At 61.2% G+C, this 19,427-nt stretch carries 18 protein-coding genes and 1 riboswitch; of the genes, 16 read left to right on the top strand and 2 right to left on the bottom strand.

Going from position 1 to position 19,427, the window contains the following annotated elements; translation table 11 throughout:
* Positions 1 to 17 precede the first annotated feature (17 nt).
* The 10 genes from ACFX5Q_RS18160 to ACFX5Q_RS18115 all read left to right on the top strand — a co-directional run bounded on the left by ACFX5Q_RS18160 (position 18) and on the right by ACFX5Q_RS18115 (position 8,842).
* Positions 18 to 674 (top strand): response regulator transcription factor, encoded by a 657-nt coding sequence (locus tag ACFX5Q_RS18160; protein ID WP_404280232.1) that lies wholly within the window; start codon positions 18 to 20, stop codon positions 672 to 674.
* Positions 671 to 2,047, top strand: coding sequence for a sensor histidine kinase (locus tag ACFX5Q_RS18155; RefSeq protein ID WP_404280230.1), 1,377 nt, complete (start codon positions 671 to 673; stop codon positions 2,045 to 2,047). The genes ACFX5Q_RS18160 and ACFX5Q_RS18155 overlap by 4 nt, the downstream gene beginning before the upstream one ends.
* Positions 2,048 to 2,178: 131 nt before the next feature.
* Positions 2,179 to 2,862: an MtnX-like HAD-IB family phosphatase gene (locus tag ACFX5Q_RS18150; RefSeq protein WP_404280228.1), complete on the top strand. Its 684-nt coding sequence runs from the start codon at positions 2,179 to 2,181 to the stop codon at positions 2,860 to 2,862.
* A 20-nt stretch (positions 2,863 to 2,882) separates the two neighbouring features.
* On the top strand, positions 2,883 to 4,304 hold the full coding sequence (locus ACFX5Q_RS18145; RefSeq protein WP_404280226.1) for an aspartate aminotransferase family protein: 1,422 nt from the start codon (positions 2,883 to 2,885) through the stop codon (positions 4,302 to 4,304).
* Between the two features lie 3 nt (positions 4,305 to 4,307).
* Entirely contained in the window at positions 4,308 to 5,261 is a 954-nt protein-coding gene (locus tag ACFX5Q_RS18140; protein WP_404280224.1) for an arginase family protein, read from the top strand.
* A complete protein-coding gene (locus ACFX5Q_RS18135; RefSeq protein WP_404280222.1) occupies positions 5,258 to 5,614 on the top strand; it encodes a permease in 357 nt (118 codons plus the stop codon). Before ACFX5Q_RS18140 ends, ACFX5Q_RS18135 begins: the two co-directional genes overlap by 4 nt.
* On the top strand, positions 5,611 to 6,495 hold the full coding sequence (locus ACFX5Q_RS18130) for a fatty acid desaturase family protein (RefSeq protein WP_404280220.1): 885 nt from the start codon (positions 5,611 to 5,613) through the stop codon (positions 6,493 to 6,495). The genes ACFX5Q_RS18135 and ACFX5Q_RS18130 overlap by 4 nt, the downstream gene beginning before the upstream one ends.
* The gene (locus ACFX5Q_RS18125) at positions 6,473 to 7,291 is read left to right on the top strand and encodes an alpha/beta hydrolase (protein ID WP_404280218.1); all 819 of its coding nucleotides are present in this window, start codon (positions 6,473 to 6,475) and stop codon (positions 7,289 to 7,291) included. The genes ACFX5Q_RS18130 and ACFX5Q_RS18125 overlap by 23 nt, the downstream gene beginning before the upstream one ends.
* On the top strand, positions 7,272 to 8,444 hold the full coding sequence (locus tag ACFX5Q_RS18120) for a GNAT family N-acetyltransferase (protein ID WP_404280215.1): 1,173 nt from the start codon (positions 7,272 to 7,274) through the stop codon (positions 8,442 to 8,444). The genes ACFX5Q_RS18125 and ACFX5Q_RS18120 overlap by 20 nt, the downstream gene beginning before the upstream one ends.
* Positions 8,441 to 8,842, top strand: a complete 402-nt coding sequence (locus ACFX5Q_RS18115; RefSeq protein ID WP_404280213.1) for a transporter — start codon at positions 8,441 to 8,443, stop codon at positions 8,840 to 8,842. Before ACFX5Q_RS18120 ends, ACFX5Q_RS18115 begins: the two co-directional genes overlap by 4 nt.
* Before the next feature lie 896 nt (positions 8,843 to 9,738).
* On the opposite strand, the gene ACFX5Q_RS18110 is transcribed toward ACFX5Q_RS18115, so the two are convergent.
* The gene (locus tag ACFX5Q_RS18110; RefSeq protein ID WP_404280268.1) at positions 9,739 to 12,123 is read right to left on the bottom strand and encodes a caspase domain-containing protein; all 2,385 of its coding nucleotides are present in this window, start codon (positions 12,121 to 12,123) and stop codon (positions 9,739 to 9,741) included.
* Between the two features lie 437 nt (positions 12,124 to 12,560).
* On the bottom strand, positions 12,561 to 13,352 hold the full coding sequence (locus ACFX5Q_RS18105; RefSeq protein WP_404280211.1) for a hypothetical protein: 792 nt from the start codon (positions 13,350 to 13,352) through the stop codon (positions 12,561 to 12,563).
* A 90-nt stretch (positions 13,353 to 13,442) separates the two neighbouring features.
* Positions 13,443 to 13,559, top strand: a riboswitch (TPP riboswitch).
* Positions 13,560 to 13,663: 104 nt separating this feature from the next.
* Between ACFX5Q_RS18105 and thiC the strand changes: the two genes are divergently transcribed.
* From thiC to ACFX5Q_RS18075, 6 genes are read left to right on the top strand one after another with little or no spacing between them, the layout of a single operon-like run.
* The gene (gene thiC, locus ACFX5Q_RS18100; RefSeq protein ID WP_404280209.1) at positions 13,664 to 15,499 is read left to right on the top strand and encodes a phosphomethylpyrimidine synthase ThiC; all 1,836 of its coding nucleotides are present in this window, start codon (positions 13,664 to 13,666) and stop codon (positions 15,497 to 15,499) included.
* Positions 15,496 to 16,497: a glycine oxidase ThiO gene (gene thiO / locus ACFX5Q_RS18095; protein ID WP_404280207.1), complete on the top strand. Its 1,002-nt coding sequence runs from the start codon at positions 15,496 to 15,498 to the stop codon at positions 16,495 to 16,497. Before thiC ends, thiO begins: the two co-directional genes overlap by 4 nt.
* Positions 16,466 to 16,663, top strand: a complete 198-nt coding sequence (gene thiS / locus ACFX5Q_RS18090; protein WP_404280205.1) for a sulfur carrier protein ThiS — start codon at positions 16,466 to 16,468, stop codon at positions 16,661 to 16,663. The genes thiO and thiS overlap by 32 nt, the downstream gene beginning before the upstream one ends.
* 1 nt (position 16,664) lies before the next feature.
* Positions 16,665 to 17,438, top strand: coding sequence for a thiazole synthase (locus tag ACFX5Q_RS18085; RefSeq protein WP_404280203.1), 774 nt, complete (start codon positions 16,665 to 16,667; stop codon positions 17,436 to 17,438).
* Complete coding sequence (locus tag ACFX5Q_RS18080; RefSeq protein ID WP_404280201.1) at positions 17,435 to 18,040, top strand: thiamine phosphate synthase; 606 nt, start codon at positions 17,435 to 17,437, stop codon at positions 18,038 to 18,040. The genes ACFX5Q_RS18085 and ACFX5Q_RS18080 overlap by 4 nt, the downstream gene beginning before the upstream one ends.
* A complete protein-coding gene (locus ACFX5Q_RS18075; protein WP_404280199.1) occupies positions 18,031 to 18,792 on the top strand; it encodes a hydroxymethylpyrimidine/phosphomethylpyrimidine kinase in 762 nt (253 codons plus the stop codon). The genes ACFX5Q_RS18080 and ACFX5Q_RS18075 overlap by 10 nt, the downstream gene beginning before the upstream one ends.
* Positions 18,793 to 19,427: the final 635 nt, after the last annotated feature.

The raw sequence follows: 19,427 nt of genomic DNA, 5'->3' as shown, positions 1-19,427 counted from the left end.
GAAAGGCATAGCAAGCCATGCGCCTGCTTCTGGTTGAGGACGACGTAATCCTCGGCTCTTCGCTGAAGAAGGCTCTCGAAAAGCACGCCTATGGAGTGGACTGGATGCAGGATGGCGAGGCCGCGATTGCGGCACTTGAGGATCTCGTCTTCGACGTGGTCGTGCTCGACATCAACCTGCCCAAGGTCAACGGGCTAGAGGTCTTGCGGTCGGCGCGAAGAAAACGCAACGCCGTACCGATCCTTCTGCTCACCGCCCGCGATAGGTCCCTTCAAAAGGTCGAAGGGCTCGACAACGGAGCCGACGATTATCTGGTAAAGCCGTTCGATCTCGATGAATTGTTGGCACGGCTGCGCGCCGTCATACGCCGGCGGGAGGGCCGCACCGACATCATACTGAAAAGCGGCGATATCGAAATGGATCCGGCGGCAATGGTAGTACGCGGCGCCGAAGGCCAGATCGCGATGACCGCCAAGGAATTCCGGCTGCTTAAGCTTCTGATGGAGCGGGCGGGCAAATACGTCACCAAAAGTGACATCGAATACGCACTCTACAGCGCTGACAGTGCGGTGGAGAGCAACACGACCGAAGTCATAATCTACAATCTGCGCAGAAAACTCGGCGCCGAGTTCATCCGGTCCATCCGGGGCGTCGGCTATATGGTCGAGCCATGAAGCGCTGGACCCTGACCTGGAAACTCTTTCTCCGGATAACGCCGACGATCCTTGTCGCCATTGCAGTCATTGGTGCCTTTGCCTTCCGCAGCGCCAGGCGGGAAATCGACAACATTTACGACGCGAAGTTGATCAATGACGCCAACGTGCTTTGGACGCTGCTGGAACATCAGATCGAAAAGACAGGCAACCAACCGCCGAGGCAGGTCAAAGACGTAGACTTTGCGATGGGCAATCAACTCGCCATGAACGATGAGGCGGACGACTACGCTGACGCGCACATATTTCGCCTGTGGAAAGACGGACAGATCCGGATATTTACCAACGGGGCCTTCCCCGCGAGCGTTCCCGTCCAAAGGGCCGGCTTCACTGACCTGAAATATGCAAATGAGCTATGGCTCGTCTATTCGCTTCCAATCCCGAACACCGGGATAGTTGTGGAGGTCGGAGAAAAGCGGGCCCTGCGCGACACGCTAGTGTCGAACATCATGCTCAATCTCTTCTTCCCGCTGTTGGTGCTCGTGCCAGTCATCGGGCTCCTGGTCTGGTACGGCATAAGCAATGGCTTGAGACCTATTCACGGCCTGGTCCGTCAAATCCGCAGCCGTTCGCCCGACGACCTCTCGGTCATTCCGATGGATACGTTGCCTCGCGACCTCTACCCGTTGGGCATGTCGGTGAACCAGTTGCTCAACAAGCTCGACCGGTCGCTGACGGCGGAAAGGCGCTTCGCCGACCAGGCAGCGCACCAGTTGCGAACACCACATGCCGGCGTAAAGCTCTTGCTGCAGATGCTGCGCCATGCCGACAGTGACACCGAACGGGAGACGATCCTTGCCGACCTGATGGCCAGCAACGACAAGGCTACCCGCCTCATCGAGCAGATGCTCCAGGCGGCGCGGATCAGCCATCAGCCGGTCGAGTTGAAAGTGGTGCGACTCTATGAAGTCACCGCGTCGGTCATTGCCGAGTTCGGTGCGATCATTACGCTCAAGCGGCACGATGTCTCGCTCGACGGAGACGAGTCGGCCGAGGTCAATGCGGATGAGTCCATGCTTCGCCTGTTGATAGGCAATTTGATCGACAATGCGATTAAGTTCACGCCCGATGGCGGGAAGATCAAAGTTTCGATCTCTCCCGAACCCGTCGCCTGGGCGCTTTCGATCACCGACAGTGGTCCAGGTATCGCTCCCCAGCATCGAGAGGCGGTCTTCCAGCGGTTTTATCGCGTGAATACGCCTGAGGTGGAGGGAGCCGGACTGGGCCTCGCCATCGTTTCGGGTATCGTCGAGCGTCTTTCTGCGCATATCGCGCTCAGCGCGCCTTCGCCCGGCGGTGGCCTTCACATCGCGGTGACGTTGCCGCAAGCCTGAAATCGCACTCCTGCTCATCGGCACAGCGAGCGGCTTCGATTTCAGTTTCGCTTCATCGCGGCCTCATCTTGCTCTCAGCGACGGCTGGTAGAGAGGTGCGGCTTTTCGAAGAACCTCCAAGGACTCTCTACGTGCACATCTATTGCGATTTCGACGGAACCATTTCGGTTCACGATGCCACCGATGTCGTCCTCTCCAGGCTAGCCGATCGCGAATGGCAAGACATCGAGCGGCTCTGGCAAGAAGGAAGGATCGGATCGGCCGAATGCATGCAACGCCAGATTTCTCTGATCCGCGCGACGCTTCAGGAGCTGGACGAAATCCTTGATGGCATCGCCATCGATCCATCCTTCTCCCCCTTCGCCGATTTCTGCCGGACCCATGGGGTTCCTGTCTCTATCGTCAGCGACGGCGTCGACTATTTCATCCGACGGATCCTCGCTAGGTACGATCTCGATCATCTTCCAATTATCGCGAACAGGCTGGTCGTCAGCTTCCAAGGGGCGCGAACGTCATACAGACTCTTCTCTCCCCATCGCGATCATCGGTGCGTGACGACGGCGGGCGTCTGCAAATGCAGCTCGCTCATTCAGCACGGGGAGCGCATCTATGTGGGCGACGGCCGCTCCGATTTTTGCGTCTCTGACAAGCCCGAACTGGTCTTCGCCAAAGGGCTGCTGGCCGAACACTGTTCCGAGAGGAACGTCCCATTCTTCGCCTATCGCGATTTCAGCGACATCATTTCCATCCTGCAGGATGCCGTTCCGCACTTCCAAAACAAGGCCGCGAACACCTCCCGTCACGTCGCGGCATAACACCTCAACCGAGGACATCCATGAACTTCAATCTCGCAATAAGAGAATCCGACAAGATTTCCCAGTCGCCACGCTCGGAAGACGAGCTGCGGGAATTGGAAAACATCTACTGCTCCCATGGCGATACGGTCCATTACGCGACAGAGCCGGCCCTCTTCGAAACCTGCGAAGGCTCCTACCTCTACGACAGTCGCGGTACGCCGTTCCTGGATCTCCAGATGTGGTACTCAGCCGTGAATTTCGGCTATCGCAACCCGCGCCTCAACGCCGCAGCGCACCGCCAACTCGACACGCTGCCTCAGGTCGCCTCGCAATATCTCCATCGGGAGAAGGTCGAGCTTGCTGCGCGTATCGCCCGTGACGCCGAGCGAAAATTCGGAACCAAGGGACGAGTGCACTTCAATGTCGGCGGATCGCAGGCGATTGAGGATTCCCTAAAGCTGGTGCGCAACTATACCGGCGGCAAGAGCCTGATGTTCGCCTTCGAAGGCGGCTACCACGGGCGCACGCTCGGCGCTTCGGCGATCACCTCGAGCTATCGCTACCGGCGCCGTTACGGTCATTTCTCGGACCGGGCGCATTTCGTCGAGTTTCCATACCACTTCCGCGGCCCCAAGGGGATGAGCAAGGAGGAATATGGGGATCTATGCGTGCAGAAGTTCGCGCGCCTTTTCGACAGCGAATATAACGGCGTTTGGGACCCGAAGGCGGGAAAGTCCGAATTCGCCGCCTTCTACATCGAAGCGATTCAGGGAACCGGCGGCTATGTGGTGCCGCCGATGAACTTCTTCAGCGAGCTCAAGAAGGTTCTGGACGAGCATGGCATCCTGCTGGTGGTCGACGAAATCCAGATGGGCGTCTACCGCACGGGCAAAATGTGGGCGATCGAGCATTTCGGCGTGAAGCCGGATGTTCTCGTCTTCGGAAAGGCAATCACCAACGGCCTCAATCCGCTTTCGGGCATCTGGGCCAGGGAGGACATGATCCACCCTGGCATCTTTCCGCCCGGCTCGACCCATTCCACCTTCGCCAGCAATCCGATGGGCACGGCGGTCGCGCTCGAAACCCTCAAAATGCTTGATGAGGAGGATCCTGGACCGTCGATCATGGAGAAGGGAGCCTACTTCCTCGACGGGTTGAAGCAGTTGCAGCGGCAGCACCGCGTGATTGGTGACGTAGACGGCCTGGGTCTAGCCCTGCGCGCGGAGGTTTGCCGCGAGGACGGCTACACGCCCGACAAGGCTACGCTTGACTGGATGTGCGACGAGGCCATGAAAGGTGACCTCCAGGTCGGGGCCAAAAAATATGGGCTGGTGTTGGATGTGGGGGGCTACCACAAGAACGTCATTACGCTGGCGCCCAGCCTGTTGATCACGCTCGAGGAAATCGACCTCGCGCTCACACTGCTCGATCAGCTGTTCGCGCGCGCCGCGTCGAGATAGGCGATGCAACTCCTGCTCCTCCATCTCGATGATGCGCTGGAGTTGCAGCCCGATTTCATGCGCTCCTGCCTGATGGCCGGCGCGCATGAAATCCACGCAAGCGACGAAGGGCCGGCTATACGGCTGTGGAGCAGGCCGCAGGCCTTCGAGGCGTTTGCCGGGCGGCTTACGAGGCAGATGCCACGCGTGCGACGGGACGCGCGGCTATGTTTCATCGGATCCGGCGATTTCCACCACGCGACGTCATTGCTTCTCGAGACCGCGCTCCAGGACGAGGAAAAACCGGTCACAATAATCCATTTCGACAATCATCCCGACTGGGTTCGCTTCGCGGACGGAATGCATTGCGGTTCGTGGGTCAACCGCGCAGCTCAAAACGCTCAAGTCGACAAGGTGATCACCGTAGGCGCGTGCAGCAACGACCTGGAGAGGCCGGAATGGAAGGGCGCGAACCTGTCGCTCCTCAGCACCGGCGCGCTTGAACTCTACCCTTATGACCACGCGCCGAGCCGGGTGAGGAAAGACTATGGCTCCGGTTCCTGCTACGTGCAGGCGTCCGGCTGCATAGAATGGAAAACCATCGCTTCCTTTGGGGAAGATAATTTCATCGCCCACCTGCTGTCGCGGATAAAGACCAAAAACGTCTATCTGACGGTCGACAAAGATGTTTTCGTTCGTGACGATGCCGTCACAAACTGGGACCAGGGCAGCATGCGCCTGCCCTATCTCCTGTCTATGATTGCGGCGATCGGCGATACCCATCGCATCATAGGGGCGGATGTCATCGGGGACTACTCGCGTCCCGTCTACGCCGGCAGCCCATGGACTGTCCTTACGAAGCGAGCCGAAGTGCTGTTCGATCAGCCTCTCGGATCGCCTGACCCAACCAGTGCCATGCGCATCAACAGCGAGGGCAATCACAAGCTGCTCACGGCGCTTTCGCAGGTCATGCAATGAAGGGCGCCCTGACCACGCCGATGCTAGCACTGATCTTCTTTTGCATTCTCACGGAGATGGGCCGGGAGGTCTGTTTCAAGCATGCAACCAACAACGCCTCGACCCTTGTCCAATCGCTCCTCAAGCCGGCGACGTGGGCCGGCATCGTCTTCTGGGGGATGGAACTGCTGGCCTGGACGGCCGTGCTGGAACACGTGCCGCTTTCCATCGCATTTCCTCTGATGGCCCTGAGCTACGTCACCATGGTCTTGGCCGGAGCGGTCTTCTTCAAGGAAGCGGTCAGTCTGCGTCATGCAGCCGGAGCGTGCCTGATCACGGCTGGCGTCCTCTGTGTGGGAGCAACCGGGTTATGAAACTCTTCGCTCATACGAAATGGGATATTTCGCCCGTCCTGGCCGCCGTCGCCCATGTGCTGTTCAATGCCTATCTCATCGTCGGCTTCTCGAGCCGGCCGCTGTGGGTGTCCGCGGCGCTGGGATGCCTCTATGCGGTGTCCATATCCTGGAACATCAACAGCATCTCGCACAATTTCATCCACACGCCATACTTCACGAAGCGGTGGCTCAATCGTGCCTTCAGCTTGCTTGAATCGATCACGATCGGTTTCTCGCAGACCTATTATCACTGGGTGCATATGCGCCATCACTCGGGTAACAGCGACAAGCCCGATGAAACGGGCGAAACGATCGACCTTCTGTCCATCTACAGATACGGCAAGAACGGCGGACCGGAAAATGTGTGGAGCTACACCCTGCTGAGCTTCTTCCGCGACAACCTGGGCGACATACACAAGGCCATCGCCCGCACGCGTCCTTTCGATGCCAGTTGGGGCCGGTTCGAACTCTACACCTTCATCGCAACGATTGCGCTCGTGCTGGTCTACGACTGGCGCGCCGTGCTGTTCTTTGCCCCTTTCTACTATTTCGGTAACTGCCTGTCCTCGTTGAACGGCTATTACGAACATCTGAACGGCGATCCCGATAAGCCGATCGCCTGGGGGGTAAGCAGCCACAACTGGCTCTACAACTGGCTCTGGTTCGGCAACGGCTACCATGCCGAGCACCACTATCGACCGCGCACCCACTGGACGAAGCTGGCCGGCTTCCATGAACAGATCAAGAAAGAGCAGTTCGAAGCGGGCGTCCACGTGATCAGCACATGCCATGCCCTCGGGTTCATGGCCAAAGAGAATCGTGAATTGGAAAGTCAGCATGCAGGTCACCGATCCGCTTGAGTTTTTCGCACAGGGTACGAATGGCAAGGGCATTCTTCTCATCCATGGAATGAGCGGCGCGCCGGCAGAGATGCGCCTCGTCGGCCGACACCTCAATCGGCGCGGCTATACGGTCTATGCGCCGCTTCTGGCGGGTCATGGAAGAGACATGACGGCATTGCAACGTACGTCATGGGAAGACTGGCTGGTCAGTGCCACGGAGGCCGCTGAGCGCTTGGCGCAGCAGACAAGCGCATTGTTCGCTGCCGGCATCTGCGTTGGCGGCAAGCTGGGTCTCCTTGCCGGGCATCGGAACCCCGGTCTGTTGAAGGCCGTTGCCGTCTACTCGCCATGCTTCCTCTACGATGGCTGGAACGTGCCGTTCTACCTTTCCCTGCTTGCGCGCTTCATTGGGCCGCTGTCGCGGATTCCGTTTCTGGACCGTCTGAGCTTCGCCGAACTGCCTTCCCTCGGTATCAAGGACCCCCGGCGGCGCCAGATGATGGAGCTCATGAGCGCGGAGGGTGTGCTCGACAGGTTTCCCGGCAAAGGGATGGTCGAAATGCATCGCCTGAGCGGCGCGCTGAAAAAACAGCTCCCGCATATGCGCACACCCACCCTGATCTTGCACGCCCGGGAAGATGATCTCAGCGCCCCCCGGAATGCGCGCTACATCAGCCGTCATATCGGCGCGCCGAGCGAGTTGCGCTGGGTCGACGACAGCTACCACATGATCCACATCGATCGTCACTATCGCCAGGTGGCGGACACCACCGCGGACTATTTCGAGGCGGGCCATGCTGCAGTTAGGTACTGACCCCGCGTCCGATCTGCTCCGGCTGAGCGGGCCCTACGCATCGCAGCGGGTGGTCGTCGCCACTTCGATACGCCACATCGGCAAGCTTGTCTGGAATGCCTGTTTCCAGGACGAGATAGAGGACTACGACTATCTTGTGGCCGTCGAGACGTCAGGCATGGAAGGGTTTACCTGGCGCTATCTTGCGTTGTTCGAGGACGGCCGCGCAGTCGCGGCCATCCCACTATTCCTGACCGAGTATCAACTGGAAACCACAATGGACTCCCAGCGCCTGCGTGGGATCGTGCAGCGCATCAGACGGCACCTCCCAAGCTTCCTCGCGCTGAAGCTTGCCTGTTTGGGCTCGCCATGCACGGAAACTTGCGTGCCGGGATTCCATCCTGACGTGCCGTCGGCGCGCAAGCCGGAACTTCTGGCGGCACTGCTCGTGGGTTTCGAGCGCTTCGCCGGGATGCAGGGCTGCTCATTGCGTGGGGTGAAGGATTTCCCCAATACCCTTGGGGAAGAGCTTCGGCGTGTGTTGGACGACAAAGGCTTTGCGGCAATACCGGGCATGCCCACCGCCTGGCTCGACGTCGACTTCAGCTCGATAGACGACTATCTCGGCCGCCTCTCGGCTGGCACACGCAAGGACATGCGCCGCAAGCTGAAATCCAGCCAGTACATCCGGATTGAGGCGCGCACCGATCTCACGGATCTCCTGCCGCGCGTCTTGTGCCTCTATCAGGGGACGCGAAACCGCAGCGACTGGAAATTCGAGGCGCTGACGGCCGGCTATTTCGCCGGCGTTCTCGAAAACATGCCCGGCCGCTCGCTCTGCTTCTGCTACTATGTCGGAGAAACGCTGCTCGCGGCGAACCTCTTGGTACGGAGAGACGGTGCGCTGATCGACAAGTTCTTCTGCATGGACGCTCAGGGGCGCAGATACAATCTCTACTATCTGAGCTGGTTCAACAATCTCAGCTATTGCATCGAGCAGGGTATAAAGCGCTACCAGAGCGGGCAGTCCTCCTACGATAGCAAGCTGCGGCTAGGCAGCAAGCTCACCGCCAACACGATGTTCTTCAAGCATCGAAATCCCGTGGTTCAGCGCCTGCTGCGTCTGGTAGCACCTCTCATGTCTATCGACGAAGTTCCGGGACAGTTGTCGTGAAAGCCGGCCATTTCCTGTGGCTGGGAATGCCCGTGCTCAGCACCCTTTCCCAGCTGTTCATCAAGCTGACATCCGAGCGATTGACCGGTTCTGGCTGGATCTGGCTTGAGAATACGCTGACCTCGCGATGGATGATCGCCGTCCTCGGTGTTGAGATAGCGCTCTTTTTCATCTGGATGCGTGTGTTGACCGAGTTGGACCTTAGCAAGGCCTATCCGCTTTCGGCCATCAGCTACATCCTGATCCTCCCAACCGGCTGGCTCGTCTTCAGCGAAAGCATTTCAGCGCTGCAGCTGGTCGGAAGTGGTATGATCCTCGGTGGCGTATGGCTGATCAGCACAGGCGACAATGGCCGCACCACCCGGGCTGTATGGACAGTGGGTGGCGATAGGCCTTGATCGGGCTTCCGATGTCAGCCGCTTGCAACGATCTTTTGATCGTTACATGACGAGTTCAGGTTGGCTTCCAAGTGCCTCCTGCCGAAGACGGACGATCATGTCCGCCGACTGAACATGCTGGAGAACGATATTTCCCTGACTGGTGAATCCGTCATCCCGGAGACGACTTCGACCGCGCGCAAGACGACAAGATCGTGGGGCGCACCTCGGCCCTTGTCTGGGCCGTCATACATTTTCCCGGTGTCCTCGTGGGCGCCCCATTCGGCGCTTTCGGCGCAGCCGCAAAGCCATTGCCGATCCTTCTGGTCATCCTGCTCATAGCGGGCTGGATGACTCTGAGTCTCGTGCGGACGTTGAGGCGCGCAGTTTTCGCTCTAGCCGTCGGCGTCGCCGAGATGGGGAGCTGGTTGCGACCCGCGACACCTAGCTGGGCCGCAGTGCCGCCAGCCTGCTCGATCCGGCGCGTTCCGAAGCACGGATCCTCGCATTGATGCCTCAGCGGGGCGGCCTGGGTGTTCTTCGGCGTCCTGGAGGAAGTAATCAACGGTGATCCGCTGTCCTCGCGGACGCTGCCATCTACAACGCACTGCAGGAGGTTCGGACGCAGCCGGCGCCGCCGTCATGATCGGCATCCCCGAGCTTGGCACAATTGATATGAGAATCTCGATCGACGGATTCGTCGCCGGACCGGGTCGCAGCAAGGATTTTCTTCTAGGTCGCAGATGGCGACGAGCATGTCTTCGACTGCTAACCTTCACGTTCGATGACCTGTGAGCGCGGCCGAAAGAGCTCGCAACGGCCGTGCTTCAATGTTGCGGCAGTCCGCTCGAACCGACTTTACCCATCCGCCGCGGTCATGCGCTTCTCCCCGCCTTGGCGGGAGGCGGCTCAGCTTACTACTTGATGCAGACGGGCTCGCCCGGATGGCCACAAGCCGGCTTCTTGCGCGAACCATCCTGAGGCTGCTGCGGCTTGGGCGTGGCCAGCCGCCGCTCCTGATTCTTGGGCTTGATTTGCGCGTGGAACTCCGGTTTCAGCTGCTTGGACAGAACCTGTATCTTAGGCTTGTCCTGGCGCTGCGGACTGCCATTCAGGCTGCTGTTCTTGAAATTCTGTTGGACGCTCGCCCCGCCGTTGGACCCATTGGCCGGCAGCTTGTGGAACCTAGGTCCATTGGTTTGTCCACTGGCCCGCCCGCTCGTTGAACCTCCACCTGAAGCATCTTGCTTGCGAGCGACCTTCTTCAGTTTGCCGTTGGGCGAGATCAGCCCATCGAGCGCCGACGGGTTGTTGGTCTTGAACTTCTGCTGGGGGCTCTGCCCGTTCCCGGCCGGCGCATCATTGCCGGTTGGGCGCTTGCTGAACTTGGCATTCTTGCCCTGTGCATTGGCCTGCCCGTTCGTCGTGCCTGCGCCCTGCCCGCCCGTCACCGCACCGCCGGCATTGCCGGTCGCCGCAGCGTTTCCGCCTGTCACGCCTTGCTTGCGCGATAGTTTCCTTGACTTGTCGTTGGGCAGGTTCTGACCGTTGAGGGCCGGTGGCCTGCCATTGACAAGCGGCAGCGTCTTGCCGTCGGCTCCGGGCAAGGCATGGCCGGCCGCGAGCTTGTCGGCCGGCAGCGTCTTCGACAGCGGCGTCGCTCCGCCCGGCTGCCGGCCTGGTGTCGAACCTTGGCGGAGCTTCGTCGGCACGCCGCTCGAGCTCTGCTTGGCCAGCGTCGTTTCCTTCTTCTGCAGGAAGGGCGGCAGCGCGACCTTGGTCGCAAGCGCGGCCGCACCGAGGCCCACTGCGACACCGGTCAGCTTCTGGCCGGTGGTGAGGCCGCCCTGATTGTTGGTCTCATTGATCGTTGTGTTGTTGATGATCGTAGTGTTGTGGATGTTGTTGAAGATGACATTGCTCGGCGGCGGCACAATGTCGTGAGGCGGATTGACCCACAGCGGCACAGGCACGAAGACAGGCGTCGGCAGAAGGAAGATTCCGACCGGCGGCGGTGGTGGCGGCAGCACGATGAACTCCGGCGGCGGCGGCGGCAGGAAGATCACCGACGGCGGCGGCGGTGGCTCGAAATCGAACTCGGGGTCATCGAAATAGAGCACGGGCCGGTCGACATAGATAATTTCTTCCGGCGGCGGGGGCGGCACGTCATAGACATAGACGGTGAAACCCTGCGGCGGCTCCAGGGCGGCATCGAAATGCTCAAGCCGGCGACGCGCATCCCAGGCATGGGGGCCGTGCGGGTAGCGCTCGAGATAGGACCAGTAGGCTTCGGGCGTATCGCGCAGCCAGGTCTGGCGCCAGGTGATCGCCTCGCGCCGCGCCGCGATGATGGCGCGAACACGCTTGGCCATCGGGTCGTGAGGATAGGCGACGAGGAAATCCTCGTAGCCGCGCAGCGTATCGCGGTCGAGGGCCGCGACATAAGCGTCGCGCGCGTCGAAGTCGCGGATCTCCCTGGTCCGCATCGTCCGGACCGCCGCCGCTGAAACCTGCGGCGCCGGAGCATCCGGACCACGATCGAAGAAGACGAAGGGTGCGGTGATCTTGGAAGCGTCCCAGGGCAATTCCGCGCCTTGCGTGACGTCGTTGACGCGCAGCCGCGTCCGGTCGAACACGTCGCCCAGCTGCAAGCCACCGTCGCGGATCATCTCGGCGAGCGCCTGGGCATAGGCGCCGTATGGGCCCTTGCCCTCGGGCGCGACCGTGCCCGGCGCGGCGTTGAAGGCGATAAGCATGTTCGGGTCGGGATCGACCAGCGCGAGGCCGCCGGCGAGTGGCTGGTTCGACTGCGCGAAGGAGTTGGGCCGTGCCGCATCGAGCACGACGATGTTGACCTTCGTCGGCAGCGCGGCGAGCGGCTTGGTGAGGTCGGAAACCCGCACCGCCGCCATCGCCGCGTCAGCCGCATTGGCAATCTGGGCGTCGACCGGCACGAAATAATTCTCCCCCTCGAACTGCACGCCGTAGCCGGCGAGGTAGACGAAGACGACCGCGTCGGGACCGGCGGCCGAGACCTTACCGAGGAAATCACGGTATGCGCCGCGCAGCGACTCCTGATCAACGTCGCGCGCGCCGACCACATCGAACCCCGCCGCCTGCAATGTCTGTGCGATCAGGCCGGCATCATTGGCTGGCGTCGCGAGCGCGCCCGACGAATAGCCGGCATTGCCGATCACGAAGGCGATGCGCTTTTCGCCTTGCGCGAGCGCCCCGGCAGTCGAGGCCATCGCGAAGACGGCGAGAACGACGAAGAAGGCGAGGTATTTCGAGACCGTCTGCATCACGATCGACCATTCAGGTAAGAGCACGAGAAGGACATCTCCCGCCGGGAGACCGGACTAGAACGTCGCAAAAAGGCCGCTTTGCGGCGCGATTTCGGCTCGTTCCGGTTCAACCGGGGAAGAACAGCTACCTCAACGGAAAGTGATCGCCATCCGGCGCCTGTGCAGGGCAGGCCATGGTAGGCGCCGCTGTCACTTTCCGACAACCAGGAACGGATCGGTCCCGACGCCTCCGCACGTGTTCCAGGGTGGTCTTCGAGCGACTAGGTGGCGGCTTCAGCATGGGAGTTTCTTGTGTTCGCGACTTATATGATCGCTATCTCTCTGTAGCGACGACAATAGTCTGCAGTCTGCGTGACGCAGTCCCCTTCGAGGCAAATCGGCACCAGCACAAGAGAGGGCTGATGATGACCGTTTCTCGCCCAAATGAGACAGACCTATATAGCTTGGTAGATGGCCGCGGCGAGGGCCGAAGGCCCACCCGAATAAGCCGAGATCAATTGCGCAAGTGTCGGGTTGATCGACTCCAGTTTCGTGTTCACCGCCTCGACGGAGTTGGCAGACGGTGGCTTGTTCGCCGCGGCAGCCAGGGCGGCTGCTACCTGAGCCAGCGTTGGGGGTGTGCTGCCCGGCTGCGGCGACAGATAGTTCTGCAGAAGACCGGCATAGACGACGGCAACCTTGCCGATTTCCGACTTTGCGGAGGCGTGTGCCAAGGCGCTCGGCGAAGCATGCATGAAGCCGTTCAAGGCGCCCAGCTTGCTCGCCGAACTGTCATTCGCGCTCGCCGACATATTGCTGGCCGCGTTTGCGCTCTTGCCGGCCGACTGGCCGTTTCCATTGCCATTGCCGTTCTTGGCCAGAGCGGGAGAGGCGACAACGGCCGTGCCTAGCAGCACAGCGGCAATTGATTTCGGAACGGTACGCACAGGATGTGATCCTCCAGCTTGATGCCACTGGACGATTTTTCCGTCGGTTCGTGTTCCGAATGTGGCCACCATATCAAACATTCGTGAGCGGCAGGTGGGATTATGGGATGTGGTCCACCAATGTTTGTTGTTGCGCGCGTGTGAGGCACAGCTGCGCAAACTCGACTGATCGGCTCCATTGAGCTGGAGGGTCGAAATTTGAAACAGCGCGGCCTGTGCCCTCGTCAGAGTTGCGCTGACGGTCGCGCAGCGAAGGCCGAGAATAAGACCCTGCATCGTCGTGACTTGTCCCCGACGCATACACGATCTCCTCCGCTCGGTTTGATTGGCCGCCGATCACCGCCGCGGCCGAACGCGCTTGACAACATGGCGCCAGCCCGTTCAATTTGACGCATTCACCAGGGGAGTCCCGGCAAGGGGCTGAGATACTGCTGGCTTTCGCGGCGCAGTGACCCGTTGAACCTGATCCAGTTCATACTGGCGTAGGGACGGTGCAAGCGCTTTGCGGGAGTTCACGCCCGAGGTCCTGTCGCAAGCAGGGCGGCCAAAGCGTCTTTTCATCCTTCCGGCACAGAACTGGGTCTCCAATGCACGAGCAAAGGAGCCTCAAGATGAATGCCCTCACCCCCACCGTATCGACGGGACCACTGCCCGCCTCACGCAAGATCCACAAATCCGGCCTCCTCCATCCGCGCATCAAAGTGCCGATGCGCGAAATCTCCGTCCATCCGACAGCCGGCGAACCGCCCGTCACCGTCTACGATCCGTCCGGCCCCTATACAGACCCGACTGTCGAAACCAGCATCGATAAGGGCCTTGCCCGGCTTCGCCACGAATGGATCATGGCGCGCGGCGATGTCGAAGCCTATGACGGCCGCCATGTCCGGCCGCAAGACAACGGATTCGCGGCGGGCGAGCGCCTGACGCCGGAGTTTCCCGTTCGCAACCGCCCGCTCAGAGCCAAGGCCGGCAAGGCGGTGACCCAGCTTGCCTATGCGCGCGCCGGCATCATCACGCCAGAAATGGAGTTCGTTGCCATCCGCGAGAACCTTGGCCGCGAGATCCTGCGCGGCAAGCTTGAGCGCGACGGCGAAGCCTTCGGCGCGGCGATCCCAGACTTCGTCACGCCGGAATTCGTGCGCGACGAGGTGGCACGCGGGCGGGCGATCATTCCCGCCAACATCAATCATCCCGAGAGCGAGCCGATGATCATCGGCCGCAATTTCCTGGTGAAGATCAATGCCAATATCGGTAACTCCGCCGTCACCTCGTCGATGGCCGAAGAGGTCGAAAAGATGGTCTGGGCGATCCGCTGGGGCGCCGATACGGTGATGGACCTGTCGACCGGCCGCAACATCCACAATATCCGTGACTGGATTGTGCGCAATGCACCGGTGCCGATCGGCACGGTGCCGCTTTACCAGGCGCTCGAAAAGGTCGGCGGCATCGCCGAGGATCTGACCTGGGAGGTCTACCGCGACACGCTGATCGAACAGGCCGAACAGGGCGTCGACTATTTCACCATCCACGCCGGCGTGCGGCTGCATTATATCCCGCTGACCGTTGACCGGGTCACGGGCATCGTCTCGCGCGGTGGCTCGATCATGGCCAAATGGTGCCTGCATCATCACCGGGAAAGCTTCCTCTACGAGCATTTCGCCGAGATCTGCGACATCTGCCGCGCCTATGATGTGTCCTTCTCGCTCGGCGACGGCCTTCGTCCCGGCTCGATCGCCGACGCCAATGACGCGGCGCAATTCGCCGAGCTGGAAACGCTCGGCGAGCTGACGCAGATCGCCTGGGCGAAGGACTGCCAGGTGATGATCGAGGGGCCTGGCCACGTGCCGATGCACAAGATCAAGGAGAACATGGACAAGCAGCTGGCCGTCTGCGGCGAGGCGCCGTTCTATACGCTGGGGCCGTTGACGACCGACATCGCGCCTGGCTACGACCACATCACCTCAGGCATCGGCGCCGCGATGATCGGCTGGTTCGGCACCGCAATGCTCTGCTACGTCACGCCGAAGGAGCATCTCGGCCTTCCCGATCGCAACGACGTCAAGATTGGCGTGATCACCTACAAGATCGCCGCCCATGCCGCCGACCTGGCGAAGGGCCATCCGGCGGCGAAACTCAGGGATGATGCCCTTTCCCGCGCACGCTTCGAGTTTCGCTGGGAGGACCAGTTCAACCTGTCGCTCGACCCGGAAACGGCGCGATCCTTCCACGATAAGACCCTGCCCAAGGAGGCGCACAAGCTGGCGCATTTCTGCTCGATGTGCGGGCCGAAATTCTGCTCAATGCGAATATCCCACGACATCCGCGCCGAGGCACAGAAAGAGGGCATGGCGGCAATGGCGGCGAAATACCGCGAGGGCGGCGATCTCTACGTGCCAGCGGAAGAGAGCGGCGCACCGCTCATGCCACAGGCGCATGAACCATCATGAAGGTTCTGGTCAAAGGGGCCGGCGTCGCCGGCCTCACCGCTGCCTTCGAACTCGCCACGCGCGGCGCGGCGGTGACCGTTGCCGAGGCAAGGCATAGCCTTGGTGGCAACGCGTCGTGGTTTGCCGGCGGCATGCTGGCGCCATGGTGCGAGCGTGAAAGCGCCGAGCAGCCGGTGCTCGATCTCGGACGCGATGCAGCCGATTGGTGGGATGCCGCGACGCCGGGCCAGGTGACGCGGGCAGGAACACTGGTCGTGGCCGCGCTGCGCGACGCGGGCGAGCTCGACCGCTTCGCCAGTCGCACGTCAGGCCATCGGCGTGTCGATGAGTATGAAATTGCGCTCCTGGAACCCGACCTCGCCGGCCGCTTCCGGCGCGGACTGCTGTTTCCTGGCGAGGCCCATCTCGACCCGCGCGAGGCGATGGCGGCACTTCATGACAGGCTCGTGGCCATGGGTGTCGAATTCCACTTCGGCGCCGATGCCCGGCACATTTCCGGCTTCGATCGTCAGATCGACTGCACGGGTATGGCGGCAGAAGACGACGGGCTGCGTGGCGTTCGTGGCGAGATGCTGATCCTGCGCACGCCTGAAGTCTCGCTGTCGCGCCCGGTCCGGCTGCTGCATCCGCGCTTCCCGCTCTACCTGGTGCCGCGCGCCGACCACCGTTTCATGGTCGGCGCGACAATGATCGAAAGCCAGTCCCCAGAACCGGTCACGGTCCGATCGATGATGGAGTTGCTCAGCGCCGCCTGCGTACTCCATCCGGCCTTCGGCGAGGCCGGTATCGTCGAGACAGGCGTCGGTATTCGCCCGGCTTTTCCCGACAATCTACCGCGTGTCGAAGCAAGCGGAAACACGATCGCAATCAACGGGCTTTATCGCCATGGCTTTCTGCTTGCACCAGCCATGGCGCGCCAGGCGGCCGAGCTTGTCTTCAGTCACGACAAACCCGTGGAGTTTGCACATGAAACTGATCGTCAACGGCGAAGCGCTTGAGACAGCCGCCACATCGCTGGCGGCGCTGCTTACCGCGCTCGACTATGAAGGCGATTGGCTAGCAACGGCCGTCAACAGCGACCTCGTGCACAAAGCCAACCGGGCGGAGTTCCAGCTTAGCGACGGCGACCGAATCGAAATCCTCTCGCCGATGCAGGGAGGCTAGCATGTTCGATCTTCTCGGAACGACGCTAGCCTCCCGGCTGCTTCTCGGCACGGCTCAATATCCTTCGCCTGCCATCCTTGCCGATGCGGTCAAGGCCTCGGGCACGTCGGTGGTGACCGTCTCTTTGCGCCGTGAAATGGCTGGCGGCAGGGCTGGCGAGAAATTCTGGTCGTTGATCCGCTCGCTCGGCACAAGGATCCTGCCCAACACTGCCGGCTGCCACTCCACCAAGGAAGCGGTCACGACCGCGAACATGGCGCGCGAAGTCTTCGGTACGACCTGGATCAAGCTCGAAGTGATCGGCAACCACGATACGCTGCAGCCGGACGTGTTCGGCCTGGTCGAAGCCGCCCGCATCCTGTGCGAGGACGGTTTTGCGGTATTCCCCTACACCACCGACGACCTTGTCGTCGCCGAGCGGCTGCTGGAGGTGGGCTGCAAGGTCCTGATGCCGTGGTGCGCACCGATCGGTTCCGCCCTCGGCCCGGTCAACATCATGGCACTTCGCTCGATGCGCGGACATTTCCCTGGCGTCCCGCTGATTGTTGATGCGGGGCTCGGACGGCCGTCGCACGCGGCCACCGTCATGGAACTCGGCTTTGACGCCGTGCTCCTGAACACGGCGGTCGCCAGGGCAGCTGATCCGGTCAGCATGGCGCGTGCTTTCGGCAAGGCGGTCGAGGCCGGTCGTGAAGCTTTCAGTTCGGGAATGCTCGAACCGCGCGACGTCGCCGTGCCATCGACACCGACGATCGGCAGGGCAGTTTTTTCATGAAGCTCGATCCCTTCTACCTGATCGTCGACAGCGCTGCCTGGATCGAACGGCTGGTGCCGCTTGGCGTTAAGCTGGTTCAGCTTCGCATAAAGACCATGGATGAGGCCGGGTTGCGCGCGGAGATCCGCAAGGCGAAGGCCTTGTGCGCCCAGCACCACTGCCAGCTCATCGTCAACGACCATTGGCGCCTGGCAATCGAGGAAGGCTGCGACTTCGTCCACCTTGGCCAGGAGGATTTGCAGACCGCCGACCGTTTGCGGATTCAGGTAGCCGGCGTGAGGCTCGGACTGAGCACACATGATGATATCGAGCTGGAAACGGCGATAGCTGCCGCGCCCGACTACATCGCGCTCGGCCCCATCTACCCCACCATCCTGAAGAAGATGAAATGGGCCCTGCAAGGCGTCGAACGGATCAACGAGTGGAAGCGCCGGGTCGCACCGATTCCCCTGGTCGCCATTGGTGGCCTCAACCCGGACCGGCTCAACGGTGTCTTTGCGGCTGGCGCGGACAGCGCGGCGGTGGTGACCGACATCACGCTGAACGACGACCCCGAAGCGCGCACGCGAGAATGGATCGAAAAGACAGACCAATGGCGCTGAGGCGAGAACCGTATGTGCTCGTCGTTGGCGGGTCGGACTCCAGCGGCGGAGCCGGAATAGCACGCGACATCGAGACAATCGCTTCCATTGGCGTGCGCACCTGCCTTGCTGTTACAGCGCTAACAGTGCAGACGCACGAAGCCGTCACCGCAATCCATCCTTTACAGCCCGATCTGGTGGCCGATCAGATGCGCGCTGCGCTGCAGGCCAACAAGGTGGCGGCCATCAAGATCGGCATGGTCGCAACGGCTGAGATCATCGCTGCCGTTGCCGCCGTGCTGCGCGAAAATCCGCACGTGCCAGCAGTGCTCGACCCCGTACTGGCCTCCACTTCAGGCCGGGCTCTGCTGGAAGCAGGCGCCATCGCCGTCATGAAGCGCAATCTGATGCCGCTTTGCCGTCTCGTCACACCCAATCTCATCGAACTGGCGCTCCTTGTTGGCGCGGAACTGGCGGTGGATGAGGACGGCGCAGTATGGCAAGGCCAAGGATTGCTGGCCGCCGAAGCGCAGGCCCTGCTGATCAAGGGCGGCCACGCATCGGGATCTCGATCAACCGATATTCTGTTGCGCTTCGATCAAGCACCGGTCCGCTTCGACATGCCGCGCCTTGCCACATCGATGCGCGGGACGGGTTGCATGCTAGCCAGCGCGATTGCGGCGCATCTGGCGAAGGCGAGCCCACTCGAAGACAGCGTGCGCAAAGGCAAGCGGTTTGTTTTCGAGAATCTGCAGAAGAATGCAGCCACATGACAGCGACATCAGCGAGCAAACGATCAACATCAATGGCGGCTAGCCGTGAGCTCCTGATGGTTTCGACTGTCCGTACTCGTGGACGAGGAGTATATTCAGTTCCCACCCCGCAAACGGCCTCGGTCGACAGTTTCTTCAGTTGTTTGCGGTTCCGCCCTCGCGTCTCTCATCCGCGCGACGGAATTGGTGCCTTCTTACCGCGGCCGCCAAAGGATGAGCGCTGAAAGAGCTAGCAGGATGATGTTGAGCGGCACGACCGAGGCCTCACCATCGAGACAAATGAAAGATTATCGCAGCGGCGTTGATCGTAATCGGTATTTCTTGCTGGCTTTCGAGCCGCCCGCCTGGGGCATATAATTTTGATTCCTAGCCGTCAAAATTTCAAACTGAGACACCACCCTCCGGCGGTGACCGGATGGCCCGCCTATCATGCCGCGACGCTTTTGAATATCTATCTCTACGGGTATCTGAACCGCATCCAGTAGAGCTGCCGGCTGGAGCGCGAGGCTCCTTGTCTTGTGCCGCGACCTGAACCTGTTCATACGGGCCGTCGTGGTCCTCGACGCCAGCAAGTCGTCTCGCGAGGCGAGGGCGCCCGGATCGAAGTGATTGCCATGCCTACGAACCGGGCAGTG

Origin of the sequence: Mesorhizobium sp. IMUNJ 23033 (assembly GCF_044778005.1) — a bacterium.
GTDB classification, from domain to species: Bacteria; Pseudomonadota; Alphaproteobacteria; order Rhizobiales; family Rhizobiaceae; genus Mesorhizobium; species Mesorhizobium amorphae_A.
Note: the sequence above shows the minus strand (reverse complement) of the source record. Positions and strands in the feature narration are given on the sequence as shown.

Coding starts and splice junctions, on each gene's coding strand:
- ACFX5Q_RS18160 (WP_404280232.1), top strand. CDS start 18: ATGCGCCTGCTTCTGGTTGAGGACGACGTAATCCTCGGCTCTTCGCTG.
- ACFX5Q_RS18155 (WP_404280230.1), top strand. CDS start 671: ATGAAGCGCTGGACCCTGACCTGGAAACTCTTTCTCCGGATAACGCCG.
- ACFX5Q_RS18145 (WP_404280226.1), top strand. CDS start 2,883: ATGAACTTCAATCTCGCAATAAGAGAATCCGACAAGATTTCCCAGTCG.
- ACFX5Q_RS18140 (WP_404280224.1), top strand. CDS start 4,308: ATGCAACTCCTGCTCCTCCATCTCGATGATGCGCTGGAGTTGCAGCCC.
- ACFX5Q_RS18135 (WP_404280222.1), top strand. CDS start 5,258: ATGAAGGGCGCCCTGACCACGCCGATGCTAGCACTGATCTTCTTTTGC.
- ACFX5Q_RS18130 (WP_404280220.1), top strand. CDS start 5,611: ATGAAACTCTTCGCTCATACGAAATGGGATATTTCGCCCGTCCTGGCC.
- ACFX5Q_RS18125 (WP_404280218.1), top strand. CDS start 6,473: ATGCAGGTCACCGATCCGCTTGAGTTTTTCGCACAGGGTACGAATGGC.
- ACFX5Q_RS18120 (WP_404280215.1), top strand. CDS start 7,272: ATGCTGCAGTTAGGTACTGACCCCGCGTCCGATCTGCTCCGGCTGAGC.
- ACFX5Q_RS18110 (WP_404280268.1), bottom strand. CDS start 12,123: ATGCAGACGGTCTCGAAATACCTCGCCTTCTTCGTCGTTCTCGCCGTC.
- ACFX5Q_RS18105 (WP_404280211.1), bottom strand. CDS start 13,352: ATGCGTCGGGGACAAGTCACGACGATGCAGGGTCTTATTCTCGGCCTT.
- thiC (WP_404280209.1), top strand. CDS start 13,664: ATGAATGCCCTCACCCCCACCGTATCGACGGGACCACTGCCCGCCTCA.
- thiO (WP_404280207.1), top strand. CDS start 15,496: ATGAAGGTTCTGGTCAAAGGGGCCGGCGTCGCCGGCCTCACCGCTGCC.
- thiS (WP_404280205.1), top strand. CDS start 16,466: ATGAAACTGATCGTCAACGGCGAAGCGCTTGAGACAGCCGCCACATCG.
- ACFX5Q_RS18085 (WP_404280203.1), top strand. CDS start 16,665: ATGTTCGATCTTCTCGGAACGACGCTAGCCTCCCGGCTGCTTCTCGGC.
- ACFX5Q_RS18080 (WP_404280201.1), top strand. CDS start 17,435: ATGAAGCTCGATCCCTTCTACCTGATCGTCGACAGCGCTGCCTGGATC.
- ACFX5Q_RS18075 (WP_404280199.1), top strand. CDS start 18,031: ATGGCGCTGAGGCGAGAACCGTATGTGCTCGTCGTTGGCGGGTCGGAC.